This window comes from Thalassospira sp. MCCC 1A02898, assembly GCF_001618185.1.
Taxonomy (GTDB): domain Bacteria; phylum Pseudomonadota; class Alphaproteobacteria; order Rhodospirillales; family Thalassospiraceae; genus Thalassospira; species Thalassospira tepidiphila.
Window position 1 is genome coordinate 471,954 of the sequence record NZ_LPXK01000001.1, and the last position, 15,579, is coordinate 487,532.

At 54.2% G+C, this 15,579-nt stretch carries 16 protein-coding genes and 1 tRNA gene; 10 read left to right on the forward strand and 7 right to left on the reverse strand.

Annotation, left to right across the window (positions count from 1 at the left end; all coding sequences use genetic code 11):
• Positions 1 to 65 precede the first annotated feature (65 nt).
• Both galE and AUQ41_RS02170 read right to left on the reverse strand, forming a co-directional pair.
• Positions 66 to 1,076, reverse strand: coding sequence for a UDP-glucose 4-epimerase GalE (gene galE / locus AUQ41_RS02165; RefSeq protein WP_063086349.1), 1,011 nt, complete (start codon positions 1,074 to 1,076; stop codon positions 66 to 68).
• A gap of 60 nt (positions 1,077 to 1,136) precedes the next feature.
• Positions 1,137 to 2,075, reverse strand: a complete 939-nt coding sequence (locus tag AUQ41_RS02170; RefSeq protein WP_008888717.1) for a LysR family transcriptional regulator — start codon at positions 2,073 to 2,075, stop codon at positions 1,137 to 1,139.
• Between the two features lie 247 nt (positions 2,076 to 2,322).
• On the opposite strand from AUQ41_RS02170, the gene AUQ41_RS02175 reads away from it, so the two are divergent.
• On the forward strand, positions 2,323 to 3,285 hold the full coding sequence (locus AUQ41_RS02175) for a DMT family transporter (protein ID WP_063086351.1): 963 nt from the start codon (positions 2,323 to 2,325) through the stop codon (positions 3,283 to 3,285).
• A gap of 23 nt (positions 3,286 to 3,308) precedes the next feature.
• On the opposite strand, the gene AUQ41_RS02180 is transcribed toward AUQ41_RS02175, so the two are convergent.
• Positions 3,309 to 3,656, reverse strand: a complete 348-nt coding sequence (locus tag AUQ41_RS02180; protein WP_063086353.1) for an antibiotic biosynthesis monooxygenase — start codon at positions 3,654 to 3,656, stop codon at positions 3,309 to 3,311.
• 265 nt (positions 3,657 to 3,921) lie between these two features.
• Positions 3,922 to 4,248: an NIPSNAP family protein gene (locus AUQ41_RS02185; protein ID WP_063086355.1), complete on the reverse strand. Its 327-nt coding sequence runs from the start codon at positions 4,246 to 4,248 to the stop codon at positions 3,922 to 3,924.
• A gap of 90 nt (positions 4,249 to 4,338) precedes the next feature.
• On the opposite strand from AUQ41_RS02185, the gene AUQ41_RS02190 reads away from it, so the two are divergent.
• Positions 4,339 to 5,019 carry a helix-turn-helix transcriptional regulator gene (locus AUQ41_RS02190; RefSeq protein WP_063086357.1) on the forward strand — a complete coding sequence of 227 codons (681 nt, stop codon included), beginning with the start codon at positions 4,339 to 4,341 and terminating at the stop codon, positions 5,017 to 5,019.
• A 9-nt stretch (positions 5,020 to 5,028) separates the two neighbouring features.
• Here the strand turns inward: AUQ41_RS02190 and AUQ41_RS02195 are convergent, their stop codons facing one another.
• The 3 genes from AUQ41_RS02195 to hrcA all read right to left on the reverse strand — a co-directional run bounded on the left by AUQ41_RS02195 (position 5,029) and on the right by hrcA (position 7,655).
• Positions 5,029 to 5,775: an NAD-dependent deacylase gene (locus AUQ41_RS02195; protein WP_063086359.1), complete on the reverse strand. Its 747-nt coding sequence runs from the start codon at positions 5,773 to 5,775 to the stop codon at positions 5,029 to 5,031.
• Positions 5,776 to 5,903: 128 nt separating this feature from the next.
• Positions 5,904 to 6,545 carry a nucleotide exchange factor GrpE gene (gene grpE, locus AUQ41_RS02200; protein ID WP_063086361.1) on the reverse strand — a complete coding sequence of 214 codons (642 nt, stop codon included), beginning with the start codon at positions 6,543 to 6,545 and terminating at the stop codon, positions 5,904 to 5,906.
• A 51-nt stretch (positions 6,546 to 6,596) separates the two neighbouring features.
• Positions 6,597 to 7,655, reverse strand: coding sequence for a heat-inducible transcriptional repressor HrcA (gene hrcA, locus AUQ41_RS02205; protein ID WP_008888710.1), 1,059 nt, complete (start codon positions 7,653 to 7,655; stop codon positions 6,597 to 6,599).
• A 305-nt stretch (positions 7,656 to 7,960) separates the two neighbouring features.
• Here hrcA and rph point away from each other — a divergent pair, with 305 nt between their 5' ends.
• The 8 genes from rph to AUQ41_RS02245 all read left to right on the forward strand — a co-directional run bounded on the left by rph (position 7,961) and on the right by AUQ41_RS02245 (position 15,572).
• Entirely contained in the window at positions 7,961 to 8,677 is a 717-nt protein-coding gene (gene rph / locus AUQ41_RS02210; RefSeq protein WP_063086363.1) for a ribonuclease PH, read from the forward strand.
• 78 nt (positions 8,678 to 8,755) lie between these two features.
• Entirely contained in the window at positions 8,756 to 9,355 is a 600-nt protein-coding gene (gene rdgB / locus AUQ41_RS02215; protein WP_063086365.1) for an RdgB/HAM1 family non-canonical purine NTP pyrophosphatase, read from the forward strand.
• Between the two features lie 109 nt (positions 9,356 to 9,464).
• Positions 9,465 to 10,658, forward strand: a complete 1,194-nt coding sequence (gene hemW, locus AUQ41_RS02220; protein ID WP_063086367.1) for a radical SAM family heme chaperone HemW — start codon at positions 9,465 to 9,467, stop codon at positions 10,656 to 10,658.
• A 170-nt stretch (positions 10,659 to 10,828) separates the two neighbouring features.
• Positions 10,829 to 10,915, forward strand: a tRNA-Leu gene (locus AUQ41_RS02225).
• A 110-nt stretch (positions 10,916 to 11,025) separates the two neighbouring features.
• On the forward strand, positions 11,026 to 12,645 hold the full coding sequence (locus AUQ41_RS02230; protein ID WP_063086369.1) for a DUF6538 domain-containing protein: 1,620 nt from the start codon (positions 11,026 to 11,028) through the stop codon (positions 12,643 to 12,645).
• 367 nt (positions 12,646 to 13,012) lie between these two features.
• Positions 13,013 to 13,657, forward strand: a complete 645-nt coding sequence (locus AUQ41_RS02235; RefSeq protein ID WP_063086371.1) for a DUF3102 domain-containing protein — start codon at positions 13,013 to 13,015, stop codon at positions 13,655 to 13,657.
• A gap of 188 nt (positions 13,658 to 13,845) precedes the next feature.
• Entirely contained in the window at positions 13,846 to 14,307 is a 462-nt protein-coding gene (gene rnhA / locus AUQ41_RS02240) for a ribonuclease HI (protein ID WP_198155602.1), read from the forward strand.
• 602 nt (positions 14,308 to 14,909) lie between these two features.
• Positions 14,910 to 15,572: a recombinase family protein gene (locus AUQ41_RS02245; protein ID WP_063086373.1), complete on the forward strand. Its 663-nt coding sequence runs from the start codon at positions 14,910 to 14,912 to the stop codon at positions 15,570 to 15,572.
• The last annotated feature ends 7 nt before the right edge of the window (positions 15,573 to 15,579 follow it).

Sequence of the window (15,579 nt, forward strand, 5' to 3'; positions counted from 1 at the left end):
CAGACAGTATTTCCGACCGCGCTGACGATCAATACAGAATTGATACTGTCACGCGCCTGTAAAGATCACTGAGCGTCTGGTTTACCGGGTTTTCTCATGTTTTTCTGACAATAGGCCCAGGCATGCGCGATGATCTGGCGTGGGGACGGATAGTTGGCGCACCAACCAAGCATGTCTTGCGCCTTGGCCGGGTTTGCAACCAGTTTGGCAGGGTCTCCGGGGCGACGCGCATCTTCTATCACGCTGAAATCCTGACCGGTGATCTCTTTGCAAAGTTCGATGATCTCTTTGACGGAACAGCCTTCGCCTGTGCCGATATTGACGGCATCGAAAGCAGCATTCTCGGACGCGATGACATGCGAAAGCGCCTTGACGTGGGCGCTGGCAAGATCATCAACGTGAATATAGTCGCGAATGCAGGTTCCATCGGGCGTGTCATAGTCCGTGCCATAAATCTTGATATGGTCGCGTTGACCGGCAGCAGTTTGTAAAACCAGCGGGATAAGATGGGTTTCTGGATCATGCCTTTCGCCTGTGCGGCCTTCCGGGTCGGCGCCCGCAGCATTGAAGTAGCGAAGTGCAATGGCGTGAAAGCCGTAAATATCGGCATAGTCCCTCAGCATGGTTTCGACCATTGCTTTTGAGCGGCCATAGGGGTTTTCCGCCCGGACCTCGAGCGTCTCGGACAGCAGCCCATCATCCCGATTTCCATAGACCGCAGCCGTTGACGAAAAAACAATGTGGTTGCAGCCATTGCGTCGCATCGCTTCGAGCAGGTTCAGCGCCCCGGCAGTGTTGACTTCATAAAACCTGGCCGGTTCGACCATCGAAGCGCCAGCTTCAATCAGAGCGGCCATGTGAATGACGGCAGCAGGCTTGAAATCGTCAAAGGCCTTATTCAAGGCGGCACTGTCGCGAATATCGGCGTGGATAAACGGAACATCTGAGGAAACAGCATCGCGGTGACCATTTGAAAGGTTATCAAACACAACCGGTTGGTAGCCACTTTCGCGAAGCTTGATGCAAATGTGCGATCCGATATATCCCGCACCGCCTGTTATCAAAATGTTTTGCATGAAATGGAATTACTACTTTGTTCCTGAGCCGAGTTAGAGAACGCGCAGCAAAAAATATGCTCACATCACCTTTTTGCGCGCAAGTGATGCGGTTTTCGGGTTGATCAGTTCGCGGATCCAGTTAGCGGCTTCGATGACGATCGGGTCTTTTTCGCGGGCCGGGCGGATCAGCAAGCGATACCACCAGTGCGAAATGAAATCCGGGAAATTAAGTGGCACCAATTCACCGCGCTCAACGTAGTTGCGGGCAACAACATCGGTGCTGGCAACGATGCCCTGACCGGCACGAGCGGCCTCAAGCGCCCAGATATGGTGGCTGAAGGTCCAGCAATCAGCGAGCGAGAAGCTGGCATCCTTGAACCATTGTTCGATCTGGGAGAACTGTTCGCTGTCACTGTCGATCAACAGGATATCGCGCGGGCCGAGTGTCGCGACGTCAACATTGCTGGCATCATAGCCGCGCTTTGCCAGCCATTCCGGGGCGGCAAAGGCGGTATAGACTTCGGGTGTGAGAAGCTCGGTAATCCAGTCTTCGGGACCGGGCAGGTCCTTTGGCGCGATCTGAAGGGCGAGATCAATTTCAAGCGGATCAAGACCGTCATCAAATTCGATCTTGCGAAACTGTACCGGAATATCGGCAGGCAGCCGGTCGCGCAGGTTATCAAGCTCATACAGCAGCACAGTGAGGGCCGGGGTCGCCAGTGCGCCGATGCGGATTGCCTTGCCCTTGTCCGGGCCGACTTCGCCAGTGATATCGGCAATGCCATCAAGTGCTTCGGTCAGGCGGGGCAAGAGCAGCTCGGCCGACTTGGTCAGGGTCAATCCACGGCCCTTGCGGGTAAAGAGCACCACGCCAAGGTTTTCTTCAAGCTGGCGGAGCTGATGACTGATCGCACTTTGCGTGACATGCAATTCTTCTGCGGCCCCCTTCACGCTTTGGTGGCGTGCAGTGGCTTCAAAGGCGACAAGGGCGCGCAACGGGGGGAGCTTTCTGCGCATCGTGGGTTTCCATCCGGAGAGCATTACTGTCTTTTGTTCTGTCTATCAGGCCTGATCGAAAAGTGGGCCAAAAAAATCTCAACAATGGCTGAAAAAGCTTCATTCGTATTTTTCCAAACAAGCAGGCAATATCATCGTCATACAGGGTTTCCGGCCGTAATGACTTATGCCTCCTTGCGCCACCACGTAAGCAGCCTCCCCCCAACTGCCGGAAACCCCAACATTCCTTTCGAAACCGGGATTGACCATGACCGCAACGCGACTGAGCGGAAATTTCCGCGGTGTCCTGTGGATGACGGCTGCCATGGCATCGGGCGTTTTTGTCGATGTTTGTGCCAAGCTTGTTTCGCACGATGTGCCGACCTCGCAGATCCTTGCGATGCGTGCCCTGACCACCGTTGCGGTGTTCCTGGTCATCATCATGTTTGTCGGCACGCGTCAGATCCGCACGCGCCGCCCTGTTGCGCATATTGCGCGTGGCGTTTTGTGGTACGGGTCGCTGTTCTTTGTGTTCTTTGCGCTGCGCCAGATGAGCATCGCCGAGGTCAATGCCTATCTGTTTATCGAGGCGTTGCTGACCGTGATGTTGGCGGTGGTGATTTTGGGTGAGAAACTGACCCCGCGCAAAATCATCGCAACCCTTCTGGGCCTTGTTGGCGTGTGGGTGATGTGTTTCCCGCGCATGGATGGCTTTGGCGTGCCGCTTGGTGTCGCCGCGGCCCTGATCGGGGCGTTCTGTTTTTCCGCCCAGACCCTGTTTGCCAAGGTGCTGACCCGGACCGAAACCAATTTTTCCATGCTGTTCTGGCCTCAGATCATCGCGGTTGCGATCTGGGTGCCGATTGCAATGATCACCTGGTATCCGGCGTCACTTGCCGACTGGCTTTATTCATCGGGTGCCGGTTTCTTTGCCATGCTGACCAACTATATGGTGTTGCGCGCCGTGCGGGTTGCGGATGCCAGTGTGGTGTCGCCTGCGGCATACACCGCCCTGCCATTTTCGGTCGCAATGGACCTGATCTTTTTCGACATGCTGCCGGTGCCGGTGATTTTCATCGGGGCAGGCATTGTCGTGCTGGCCGTAATGCTGCTTGATTACAAGGGCGGTGCCAAAGCGGTCGAAGATGCGGTCGAAGAAGAATTCGCCGAATTTGCCGAGAGTAGCGAAATCGGGGATGAAGAAGCATCCCCGAAACCCGCAAAGGCCTGAGCTCCGATGACCGACGTTACAGATCAGCGATCATGTTGTGCGCGGGAGTCATCCGGGGCCTGATCACGGTCATGAAGGCCGTAATCCCGGATCACACCAGCCACCCGTAAGCGGTAATCCTCAAAAATCTTGTGTCGCCCCTTGATCTGGGCGGTGCGGTGCTCACCCAGATTGCGCCAGGCGGCAATTGCGTCCTCATCGCGCCAGAAAGACAGCGATAAAACCTTGCCGGGATTGGTCAGGCTTTGAAACCGTTCGATCGAGATAAAGCCATCGATGGTTTCAAGCACGGGTTTGAGGTCACCGGCAATCGCAAGGTAATCGTCATAGCGCCCTTCGCGCGGTGTGACCTCGAAAATGACGGCAATCATGGTTTGATCAGCTCCTCAGGGTCAGGACCTATGAATTTGGTTCGAATGGCAGGGTTTATATTTGTGAAATCCAAGAAAAATCCCGCCGGGCGGGTTGGTATCCCGTGCAAGGGATTTGACGCGGGAGTTTGCAAATATAAACCCTGTCCGTCGGATCCCTCAGATATGCACGGACTACTTTGTCGCAAAACCTTGAAAGATGGATATCTTCCTGCGGTTTCGCTTCGCGTATCCGCACAGATCTGAGCGACCATTCTAACTAAATTCATAGGTCCTGACCCTTATGCGGGGTGGAGGCAATTTTCAGAAACTGGCGTTCTTCGCGCAGGATGAATTTCTCGCGCTGGGAAAATTCATAGTTCTCGCGGCCCAAGGGATCATCTTTCAGACGCGCGCGATAGGCTTCATAGGATGCCAGATCGGGCAAATGATAGATACCATAGGCGGTCGAGACCGATCCTTCATGCGGGGCGAAATAGCCGACAAGGTCCGCCCCGCAACGCGGGATGGCCTGCCCCCAGTTGCGGGCATATTCAATGAAGGCATCTTTTTTGTACGGGTCGATTTCATAGCGGATGAAACAGGTGATCATGACATCGTCCTTTCAGGAGAAACATCTTGTTGGGTGACGCGACCCATTATCCCGATTGCCGCGCATTAATGCTTCGATTAGCATCGAACTATGAAAGAAGGACCCGATATCGCCCGCGTGGCCGCATTGCTTGGCGATCCGGCGCGCGCAAATATGCTGACAGCACTTATGAGTGGTCGGGCATTAACCGCGGCCGAGCTGGCGCAAGAAGCCGGTGTGACACCGCAAACGGCAAGCTCGCATCTGGCAAAGCTTGAGAGCGGGCAGATCGTAGTGCCGCGCAAACAGGGGCGGCATCGTTATTTCACGCTCAGCGGCCCTGATATTGTCGAGGCATTGGAAGTCCTGATGGGGATTGCCAACCGGGTCGGGCATAACCGCGTGCGCACCGGGCCAAAGGACCCGGAACTGCGCAAGGCACGCGTTTGTTATGACCATCTGGCCGGGGATATGGGGGTGGCCCTGTTTGATGGCCTTGCCAAACGCAAGCTGATTGCAAGCGATGTGAATGGGGTTGCCCTGACCCCGGCCGGGATCGATTTTGCCAACACGTTTGGCATTGATCTGGATGCCTTGCGGGCCAAGCGTCGGCCGTTGTGCCGGGAATGTCTGGATTGGAGTGCCCGGCAATCGCATCTGGCGGGCTCCTTCGGGGCGGCCTTGCTCGACCGGTTCTATGATTTGGGTTGGGCCCGACGGATGCCGGAGTCGCGGATCGTGCGGTTCAGCAATGCGGGCGAAAAATCATTCCGTGAATTGATCAATCCTTAAGGCCAGCTATCAATCACCGAGCAGGGCGGCAACAAAGGCCGGGACCAGTTCGGTGGCGGGGCCATAGCGGCTGTGATCAAACATTGTCGCACCCGAACTGGGTTCGAGATTGAGCTCAACCGTTTCAGCCCCTGCTTCTTCGTGGGCGACCTGAACGAACCCGGCTGCCGGATAGACATTGCCCGATGTCCCGATCGAGATGAAAAGCCCGCAATCGCCAAGGGCAGCGTAAATGCGTTCCATCTCAAGCGGCATTTCGCCAAACCACACCACATGTGGGCGCAAGCCGCCAGCCTTGCCGCAACTTGGGCACGGCGTTTCCTTAGCAAGGTCGCCCGGCCAATCGGTGAGCAGATCACAGTGATTGCAGCGGATTTTCAGAAGTTCACCATGCATGTGGATGAGGTTTTTGGACCCGGCCCGACCATGCAGATCATCAATGTTCTGGGTTACCAGAAGCACGTCACCGGGCCATTCGGCCTCTAGCCGTGCTAGGGCCAGATGGTCGGCATTGGGTTGAACCGCCGGGTCATGTAACCCCGAACGGCGGTCGTTATAAAAATGATGCACCAGATCGGGATTGGCAATGAAGGCCTCGGGCGTTGCGACCTCTGATATATCGTATCTCGCCCAGATGCCATCAGGATCGCGAAAGGTATGAAGTCCGCTTTCCTTGGAAATGCCAGCCCCGGTCAGAATGACAATCGTGGCTTTTTCATCGCGCAGGATATCGATCAGGTCGGGGCGAAGCGGCATGGTGTTCGGTCCTGTGCTGGTGATCAGTACCGGTAGCCTAATGCAAATAAAACAGCCTCGCCAAGTATGTCTGGCGAGGCTGCTTTTAAACCCGATCCGCTAGAACCGGTTTATCTTCTTTGATGGCCTCAGGCAGAGGTATCAACGTTGCCGCCCGGGGTGTCGGTCTGGCTTGGTTTTTCACCGCCCGGATTTTTGGTGACACCGACCATGGCGGGGCGCAGCAAACGGCCCTTAAGCACGTAACCGGCCTGCATGACCTGTGCGACGTGGCCGTCCGGATATTCCGGATGCGGCAGTTCAAACACGGCCTGATGTTTGTTCGGGTCAAGCTTTTCACCAATCGGTTCGAGCTTTTCGATGCCGTTCTTTTCAAGCGCCTTTTGCAGGGCCTGTTCGGTCATTTCAACCCCGTCAAACAGCGTTTTCATCGCCGGATCGGCATTGGAGGTATCGCCCGCAGCATCAAGCGCGCGGCGCAGGTTGTCGCTGACATCCAAAAGGTCGCGGGCAAATTTGGTGATGGCGTAGTTGCCAGCATCCTCGACGTCTTTTTTGGCGCGGCGGCGGGTGTTTTCCACCTCGGCGGCCTGGCGCAGCAGACGGTCTTTGAGCTCCGCGACTTCGGCTTCAAGTGCGGCGATCGGGTCCTGGGGTGCGGCGTCCTCAACAACTTCCTCAGTCGCCTCTGCTGCGACCTCTTCAGAAGCGGTTTCCTCTGCATTGACGTCCTGCAGATCTTCCGGAGTGTTCTTTGCGGTTTCCGACATGGCTAACCTTGCTACTTTCACGTTATGCGGCCTGACACGCAGCGCCGCGATTTATCCAATCAGTCGACCGACCAGCTTGGCGGTGTAATCGACCAGCGGAATGATCCGGGCATAATTGATCCGGGTCGGTCCGACAACCCCGATTGCACCCACAATGCTGCCTTCAGCATTCTGATAGGGCGAAATCACCATCGAAAGACCCGATCCGCCGAACAGTTTATTCTCCGACCCGATGAAAATCTGAACGCCTTGGGCATCCGTCGTCACATCGAGCAATTCAATCATCTGATCGCGGGCTTCCAGCACGTTAAACAGGCGGCGCACGGTCTCAAGCTGTTCAATCGTATCGATATTTTCCAACAGCTGGGATTGCCCCTTCACAATCAGGGACGATCCCTTGACCCCGCCGGCCCATGTTGCCAGGCCCGCATCAATCAGATTGGCGGAAAGTTCATCAAGCTCCTGCTTGAGACGATCACGCTCCTTCGTCATCAAAAGGCGCGCATCATCAAGCGTCTTTCCAGCCAACCGGGTATTTAGATAGTTTGCTGCTTCTGTCAATGCCGAGGCAGGCAAATCAGGCGGAACATCAAGGATTCGGTTCTCGACACTGCCATTATGGGCCACCAGCACTGCCAGAACCTTGCCCGGCGACAGGGCAACGAATTCGATCTGTTTTAAGCGAATGCCATCGGTCTTGGGTGCAACCACCAGCCCGGCACAGCGCGACAGGCCCGATAACATCGTGGTTGCTTCACCCAGCATCTGATCAAGTGAATAGCCCGCCTGTTCGCAGTTTTTGGTCAGTTGGTCGCGCTCGGCATTGGGAAGGTCACCAACTTCCATCAGGGCATTCACAAACAGGCGCAGGCCCTTTTCACTTGGCAGGCGCCCGGCCGAAATGTGCGGCGCGACCAGAAGACCCATTTCCTCAAGATCGGACATGACATTGCGAATGGTCGCAGCCGAGAGGTTTTCCGACATGCGACGTGCAATTGACCGCGATCCGATCGGTTCACCGGTTTCGACATAGGCATCGACAATCTGGCGGAACACTTCACGTGACCGCGCATTCATGTCGCCCAGCAATGTATCGTCAAAATGCGCCATGTGTTGCGTGCCAATTGATCCAGATGGATGAAGCGTAAAACGTGAGGAGAATTTAGTCAGGCAAACGCATTGCGTCAATTGCACGGCCTATTGCTAAGCCGAGCTTGTAAATTTGGTCGAAGTTGTTGGTTTAACTGCTTTGCGCCAGGATTGCACCAGAACAGATAAAAACATCCGGGGAAACTGCTGGACGTTTGGTGGGTCACATCTTACTTTGGGCCAAATTTTTCAGGACAGTTTCGCTTCGTGCGCGGGCATTCAAGTCGCCATGAACGCAAGCCAAGACAACCAAGAGGTTCCTTCTCATGCGCCCTTCCGGCCGTACCCCCGATCAGCTTCGCGATGTAACGATTGAAACCGGCGTATCCAAATATGCCGAAGGTTCCTGCCTGATCAAGTTCGGCGACACGCATGTGATCTGTACCGCGACAGTCGAAGACAAGGTGCCGGGCTGGATGCGCAATTCCGGCAAGGGCTGGATCACTGCCGAATACGGCATGCTGCCGCGCGCAACCGATAGCCGCATGCAGCGCGAAGCCGCGCGTGGTGGTCAGTCCGGCCGCACCCAGGAAATTCAGCGTCTGATTGGTCGTTCGATCCGTGCGGTTGCCGATATGAAGGCAATGGGTGAAATGCAGATGCGCCTTGATTGCGATGTCATTCAGGCCGATGGCGGTACGCGCACCGCATCAATCACCGGTGCCTATGTGGCCGCCTATCTGGCGTTTCAGGGCGTGCGTCGCCTTGGCCTGATCAAGGAAATCCCGCTGACTCAGCCGGTCGCAGCCATTTCATGCGGTATCTATGAAGGTGAAGCGGTGCTTGATCTTGATTATGCTGAAGACAGCAATGCCGGGGCCGATGCCAACTTCGTGCTGGCGGGCAATGGCGGCATTGTCGAGGTACAGGCAACCGCCGAAGACGTGCCGTTTGATCGCGCATCCTATGATCAGATGTTCGCTTTGGCGGAAAAAGGCTGCAAGGAATTGTTCGCCAAGCAGCGCGAGGCGCTTGGTCTTTAAGGCACCTTAATTTTAACGGCGGGCATCGGGCCTGCCGTTTTTTCGCATCAGTTGGATATCGCAGTTTCAGGCAAGACCATGGCCCGTCGTTTCACGGAAAAAAAACTCGTCATCGCCAGCCACAACAAAGGCAAGATCAAGGAAATCGCCGAACTTCTTGAACCGTTTGGCATCGAGGTCTTCTCGGCCGGTGAGCTTGACCTGCCCGAACCCGAAGAAACCGAAAAAACCTTCATTGGCAATGCGCAGCTGAAATCAACGGCGGCGGCCAATGGCGCCAATCTTCCGGCCCTTGCCGATGACAGTGGTTTAGCGGTTTCGGCCCTTGATGGCGCACCGGGGATTTATTCCGCGCGCTGGGCCGGGCCGGACAAGGATTTCGACATGGCGATGGAAAAGGTCAAGAACGGTATTGGCGATCATCCGGACCGCCGGGCATCGTTCATCTGTGCCCTGTCGCTGGCCTGGCCGGACGGGCATGTCGAGAATTTCGAAGGTCGGGTTGAGGGTGAAATCGTCTGGCCGAAACGTGGCCCGCACGGCTTTGGCTATGATCCGATTTTCCAGCCCAAGGGTTACGGGGAAACCTTTGGCGAAATGGATCCGGCGAAAAAGCATGAAATGAGCCACCGGGCCGATGCCTTCCGCCAGTTGGTCAAGGCCTGCTTCGAAGACTGATTTCAGGTTTAACCACCTGCATTGAACTTATGCACGCATCGCGGATGTCATCGTCGGCGGTGCGTGTTACGTTACAGGCCAATATTCCTGCGTTTGAAAAGAGTCCCGCGTGTCCGCAGCCTCAAGTGAAACCGTGCCGTTTGGCATTTATATCCACTGGCCATTCTGTCTGTCGAAATGCCCGTATTGCGATTTCAACAGCCATGTCGCAAACAGTGTTGATCACGCGCGCTGGCGCAAGGCGCTCCGGACGGAGCTTGCCCATGGTGCGGCCCGCCATCCGGGGCGAACAGTGGGATCGGTGTTCTTTGGCGGTGGCACGCCATCCCTGATGGATCCGGAAACCGCCGGGGCCTTGATTGAGGACATCAAATCTTTCTGGCCTGTAACGGATGATCTGGAAATCACGCTCGAAGCCAATCCCGGCACGGTCGAAATTGACCGATTTTCGGCCTTTGCAGCCAACGGGATTAACCGGGTTTCGATCGGCATTCAGGCGCTGAATGACCGCGACCTGAGGTTCCTTGGTCGCCTGCACAGTGCCCAGGAAGCCATGCGGGCGTTGGATGTTGCGACCTCGGTCTTTAATCGTTTTTCCTTTGATCTGATCTATGCCCGCCCGGAACACGATCCCAAGGCCTGGCGCGCGGAATTGCGCAAGGGGCTTGGCATCGCCAATGGGCATATTTCGCTTTATCAGCTGACCATTGAGCCGGGCACACAGTTCCATACCCTGCATCAGCGCGGTGATCTGGTCGTGCCGGACGAAGATCTTGCGACCGAGCTCTACGAGATCACCCAGGAAGAGACCGAACGGGCCGGCTATCGCTGCTACGAGGTTTCCAATCACGCCAAACCGGGGCAGGAAAGCCGCCATAACCTGGTTTACTGGCGCTATGGCGATTATCTCGGCATCGGGCCGGGCGCGCATGGCCGCGAGGCGGTGGTTGGTGCCGATGGCACCACCACACCGATGGCAGTTCGTCGTCACCGGGCGCCTGATATCTGGCTGGACCGGGTGGAAAAGCATGGTCATGGCACACAGGAAGAAACCGCGCTCGAGGCCGATGAACGCCTGCTTGAGATGGTTATGATGGGCCTTCGGCTCAATGAAACCATCCCGGCTGCACGGTTTGAACGGATTATCGGCAAGGGACCGCGTGATGTTTTGGCACTTGATCGGCTCGAAACCCTGATCGAGTCCGGTGATCTGATCTGTGATTCTTCGGGGTTGCATGCCACCGATCAGGGCAGGAACCGCTTGAACGGTGTTCTAGCCTATTTATTCGACCACGCGGTGTAAGGCCGAAACCCACTGAACGCCAAGAAAAACCGGGCGTTTGGCGCGTACCCGCAATCGGGCGCAGGAAGTTTCACCAAACCATCAAAAAGTTGGTTGACACTTAAGCCTGACCGCGTATATTCCGCCCCGTTCCGGCGGACACCGCCCGAACAAATACCACAAGCCCCTATGCCCAGGTGGCGGAATTGGTAGACGCGCTGGCTTCAGGTGCCAGTGGCCATTAGGCCGTGGAAGTTCGAGTCTTCTCCTGGGCACCATTCTCCCGCGTATCCTAGAGATACCGGGAACCTCCCGAAAACAAACGGTTATTCCTCACCAAACTGGTACACAATGGTGGGGAACAATGCTTTTCCGGTTGGTCCGTCCGATGCGGCGTAAAGATTCAAGCATCCTGTACTTTGTTCAGCGTATTCCGGCTGACATACGTCCGAAAATTTCCGGTACAAAACTTTCGATTCCTGTAGGCGACAAAATTGTCACCCGCACGGTTAGTGCATCTGCATCGGTCGTTAAGGTTTCCCTTGGTACCCGTGATCCCCATGAAGCCAAAATCAGACAGGCACAGATTGCTGCTTATCTCGAAGGGGTTTGGCAGTCGATTCGGAGCGGGCCTGAAAAGCTGACGCTGAAACAGGCTGTTGCACTTGCCGGTGAAATATACAGGGCTTGGGTAGGTGCACTGGAAGACGATCCGGGTTCCCCATCGTTATGGGGGAGGGTAGAGGCTGATAACAAAGCTGCCCTGCGTGGTGAGTTTGGTGTGGCCCAACTGATGATCCCTAGCCCATCTAGGAACATAAAAAGCATCGAAGATCGTTTTGGGAGATTTACGGACATCGCATTATCCAAGCGTGGGCTTGTTGTCGATGACGATAGCCGTGCAAAGCTAATGGAGCAGATTGCTGTTGCGATGGACCTTGCAGCAGAAAAACTGCAACGCCACAGCTTTGGTGACTACACACCTGACAATTACGAATCTCGTTTTCCAGACTGGGAAGACCGTAAGGCTGCTGAGGCAAACGCCCGGCCTAAAGTTACCATCACCCAGCTTTTGGAAGGCTGGTGGAAAGAAGCTGGCAGGGATGGTGGTCGCTCGTTAAGCACATACGAGAGTTATAGCAAGGCCGTTCGATATCTTATCGACTACCTTGGACATGATGACGCAACCAAGGTAACGCCTCGCGATGTTGTGGGCTATAAGGACAAGCGGCTTTCAGATGTAAACCCTCGAACCGGAAAACCGATCTCAGCACGGACAATCAAGGATTCTGAGTTGTCTGGTTTAAAGTCGGTCTTTAACTGGGGTGTAAGTCAGCACTTGATCACAGATAACCCCGCCAAGGGGGTGACTGTTGCTCTGCCGAAGGTCAAGCGTAGTAGACCCAAAGGCTTTACCGAAGCTGAGGCCGTGGCTTTGTTGCGTCATTCCCAAGACTACGCCCAGAAACAGCCAAATGAGTCGCAACGGCTTCTTAATGCCAAGCGGTGGGTGCCTTGGGTCTGCGCTTATACAGGGGCACGGGTGGGTGAGATTGTTCAGTTACGTAAGTCTGATCTGATCGACCATGGGAACCATTTCGCTATCCTGATAACGCCCGATGGGACAGTAACTGTGAAGGATGGCGAATACAGAGAGGTCCCAATACACCCCCACCTTGTCGAGACCGGGTTCATTGACTTTGTGCGGTCTCAGGAAGAAGGCTATTTGTTCCTAAAGCCAAATGCCGCAGGTGAAATCAGAGGGTCGTGGAACTCTGCAAAGAACAGATTACGAGAATTTGCACGGCAGGTCATTGTAGACCCGAATGTAAAGCCTAATCACGGGTGGCGGCATCGTTTCGTTACGATGGCGCGTGAATACGGTATGTCTCAGGAACTTCGTCGGATGATCACAGGTCATACAGGTTCGGGGGTCGATGAGCGGGAATATGGCGACCCTGCCGGGCTTTATCGGGAAATCTGCAAGATACCCCGTTATCAGGTCTGAATACCCTGAGCCCAGCCAATAGATTCTTGGGGCTCTGGGGTGGCTGCATCAGTCGATTCAAAAATCGGCTCGGTACCTGCCGTTAAGTAATGTTGAGAGGTATCATTTTTGCCTTCCCGTATTTACGGTCTCAGGCAGCTATCACCATTTTGGTTGCAGTTGTGAAAGCAGCACCTTTCAGGAAGCCAAAAACCGACAAAAATGCCGATTATTTGGCCGCTGAGGGCATTTTACCGTTTCATTGCTACCGATGTAGCGACAAAACTTAAATCCTCTGTACGGGCAAATTATAGCCATCTACGGCCATGTCAATTGGGTACCACCATAGCTGGGACAATCACCCTTTGCTTGACTATGGAGGTTTATCATGACCCGAGATACCAACACGGCAGTTACAATCCCGCCGCTATCCCTCAGCGCCCAAACAATCAACACCCACCACAACAACATCCTTGAGCATGGCAAGGGGATGCTGCGTGAAGCGAAAGCTGCTGGTGAGGAGTTGCTCCGCGTTAAGAAGGCTTTGAAGCACGGGGAGTTCAAGCCATGGATCGAGGAGAACTGTAGCTTCAGCTACTCCCAAGCGAAGCGATACATGCAGATCGCCAAAAGGATCGACGTAGAGCCTTTTGATCCTGAAGCAAGTATTGAGAGCATTCTTCACACCAAGGGCAAACCCAAAGCCCACCTTCAGTCCTTCTCACAGACAGACGCTGAGTATGCACAGAAGTTACATGCAATGGCTGTGCGTGGCACTGAGCATGAGCGTGAGGTTGCCAAGGGAAAACTCGAAGCATTCGCCAAGTCCTTCGGAAAGACCCCTGAAAAACTGATGGAGCATGTAGGGAAGAAGGACCCTCAGCCTCAAAGCGTAACTGAAATCACAATTCAGGAGACCCTTGAGCCGTTCCGCAGCAAATCGAAAGACGACCTGCTGATGATGCTTTTGCACTGCATGGTTAAACATCCCGATCTCGTAGCTGACCTGAAAGGAGAAGCGCAATGGAGATGAAAAAATTTGGTCAGATGAGCCTCAGCAATTTCAATGAAACCATGCTGAGAACTTTTTCGCGTCACTGTTTGTGGTCTGCTGATGATGCAGTTTGTCAGGTCACAGTGTGCCCCTTTGACGGTGCTATTCGAAGCTTTCATGCGACCAAATAGACGCGCCTTATCGGCTGGAGGAATAACAAATCAAAAATGACAACGATGACAACTAACAACCAGATTACGATTTATACCGATGGTTCATGTACCGGGAATCCAGGTCCGGGAGGGTACGCTGCTATTATCTGCGAAGGTGATTGTGAGCGTACCATTACCGGGAGTGAGACCGAGACAACGAACAATCGAATGGAATTAAGTGCAGCTATTGCTGCGTTCAAAGCACTTGACCAGAGTAAGTCAAGCGTTCGGGTAGTGACTGACAGCCAGTATCTGAGCAAGGGCATGACTACTTGGATAAGTGACTGGAAAGCCAAGGGTTGGCGTGGATCAAGCGGAAAAGCTGTTAAGAATGCAGACCTCTGGCGTGAACTGGATGAACTCAGTGCCCAACACGATGTATCGTGGGAATGGGTTAGAGGGCATTCCGGCAACGAGCTAAATGAACGAGTTCATGCACTTGCGATGAGAGCAAATGGAGTAGGCTCCAGTAGCTGATGTCTGAAGATTCCGGGTCGGGAATGAAGAGTGTTTGCTCGGATTTCCTGATCCAGAACAATGAACCTGAAACCATAGTGTTTCTGCGGGTTTCCAATTGGGTACCACCATAGAAGGGAAGGCACATGTTTTGTGGCAGTTGTTTTCCTTCCTGTGATGGCATGCAAGACTACCTAGGTCTTACTTAAAGACGACTCTAGGACACTCTGAATACTGGTTCTTCTTTCCTTCCTTGTTTGAGGGTCTTAGAAACCATAAACAGCCAAAGCAGACTTAGGATGACTAAAGGAATTCTTTAGGAGTACCTATGGGGGGGGAAGGGGGGCTTTTTGGTTATATTAATAATGTTTAATATATGTTTGTTGTCCCATTGTGTCGGTTGAACGCGGATGTTTTTGGGTCGCAAATCTGATCAGGCATTCGTATACGAGCTAGCGCAAACTTCCCCCCCATAGGGTGGTCCCGGCTATTGCCCCAGCTTTGTCAATTTTCACAGTCCCTTACCAACGGTTTTCCTTTTTTGTTACATACACAACGAACGTTGACATTTGTAACAGTCCGGTTTAACTGGCAATTACAGACCAGTTAGCAAGGGCAGGCTTATGGAACGTTACGTCATCTACAAGCGGGTAAGTACAGCAGACCAAGGGCGCAGTGGGTTGGGTCTTGAGGCTCAGGCGAGGGACTTGGCCCTGTATCTTGAGACATACAGCCCTGAACCGTTCGAGGTCATTGCAGAATATGTTGATGTGCAATCCGGCAAGGATGATGACCGTCCAGAACTGAACAAAGCAATTGACCACGCAAAACGTGACAAAGCTGTTCTTCTGGTTGCAAAGCTCGACCGCCTGAGCCGTAAAGTCTCCTTTATATCGCAGCTCATGGAAGACAAGAGGCTTGATTTCCGGGTGGCTTCAATGCCTTCGGCTGACAAGTTCCAGCTTCATATCTATGCAGCATTGGCGGAGCAAGAACGTGACTTCATATCGCAACGGACAAAGGCGGCCTTGAAGCAAGCCAAGCTGCGTGGTCAAAAGCTAGGTGGACTAAGAGACAAGACCATGAAGCGCAATGAGGTTCTCAAGGCGCAAGCTGATAGTCGGGCGCACACGCTAGAAGGCATTGTGAAGCCGCTCAGGGAGCAAGGGGCAACCCTTCGTGACATTGCCGCGTCTTTGAATGCAGCAGGAATTAGCACACCGCGCGGTGGTGACTGGCAGGCGGCGCAGGTCAAGAGGTTGTTGGAACGTCTTCAAAAGAAATAAGAAATAG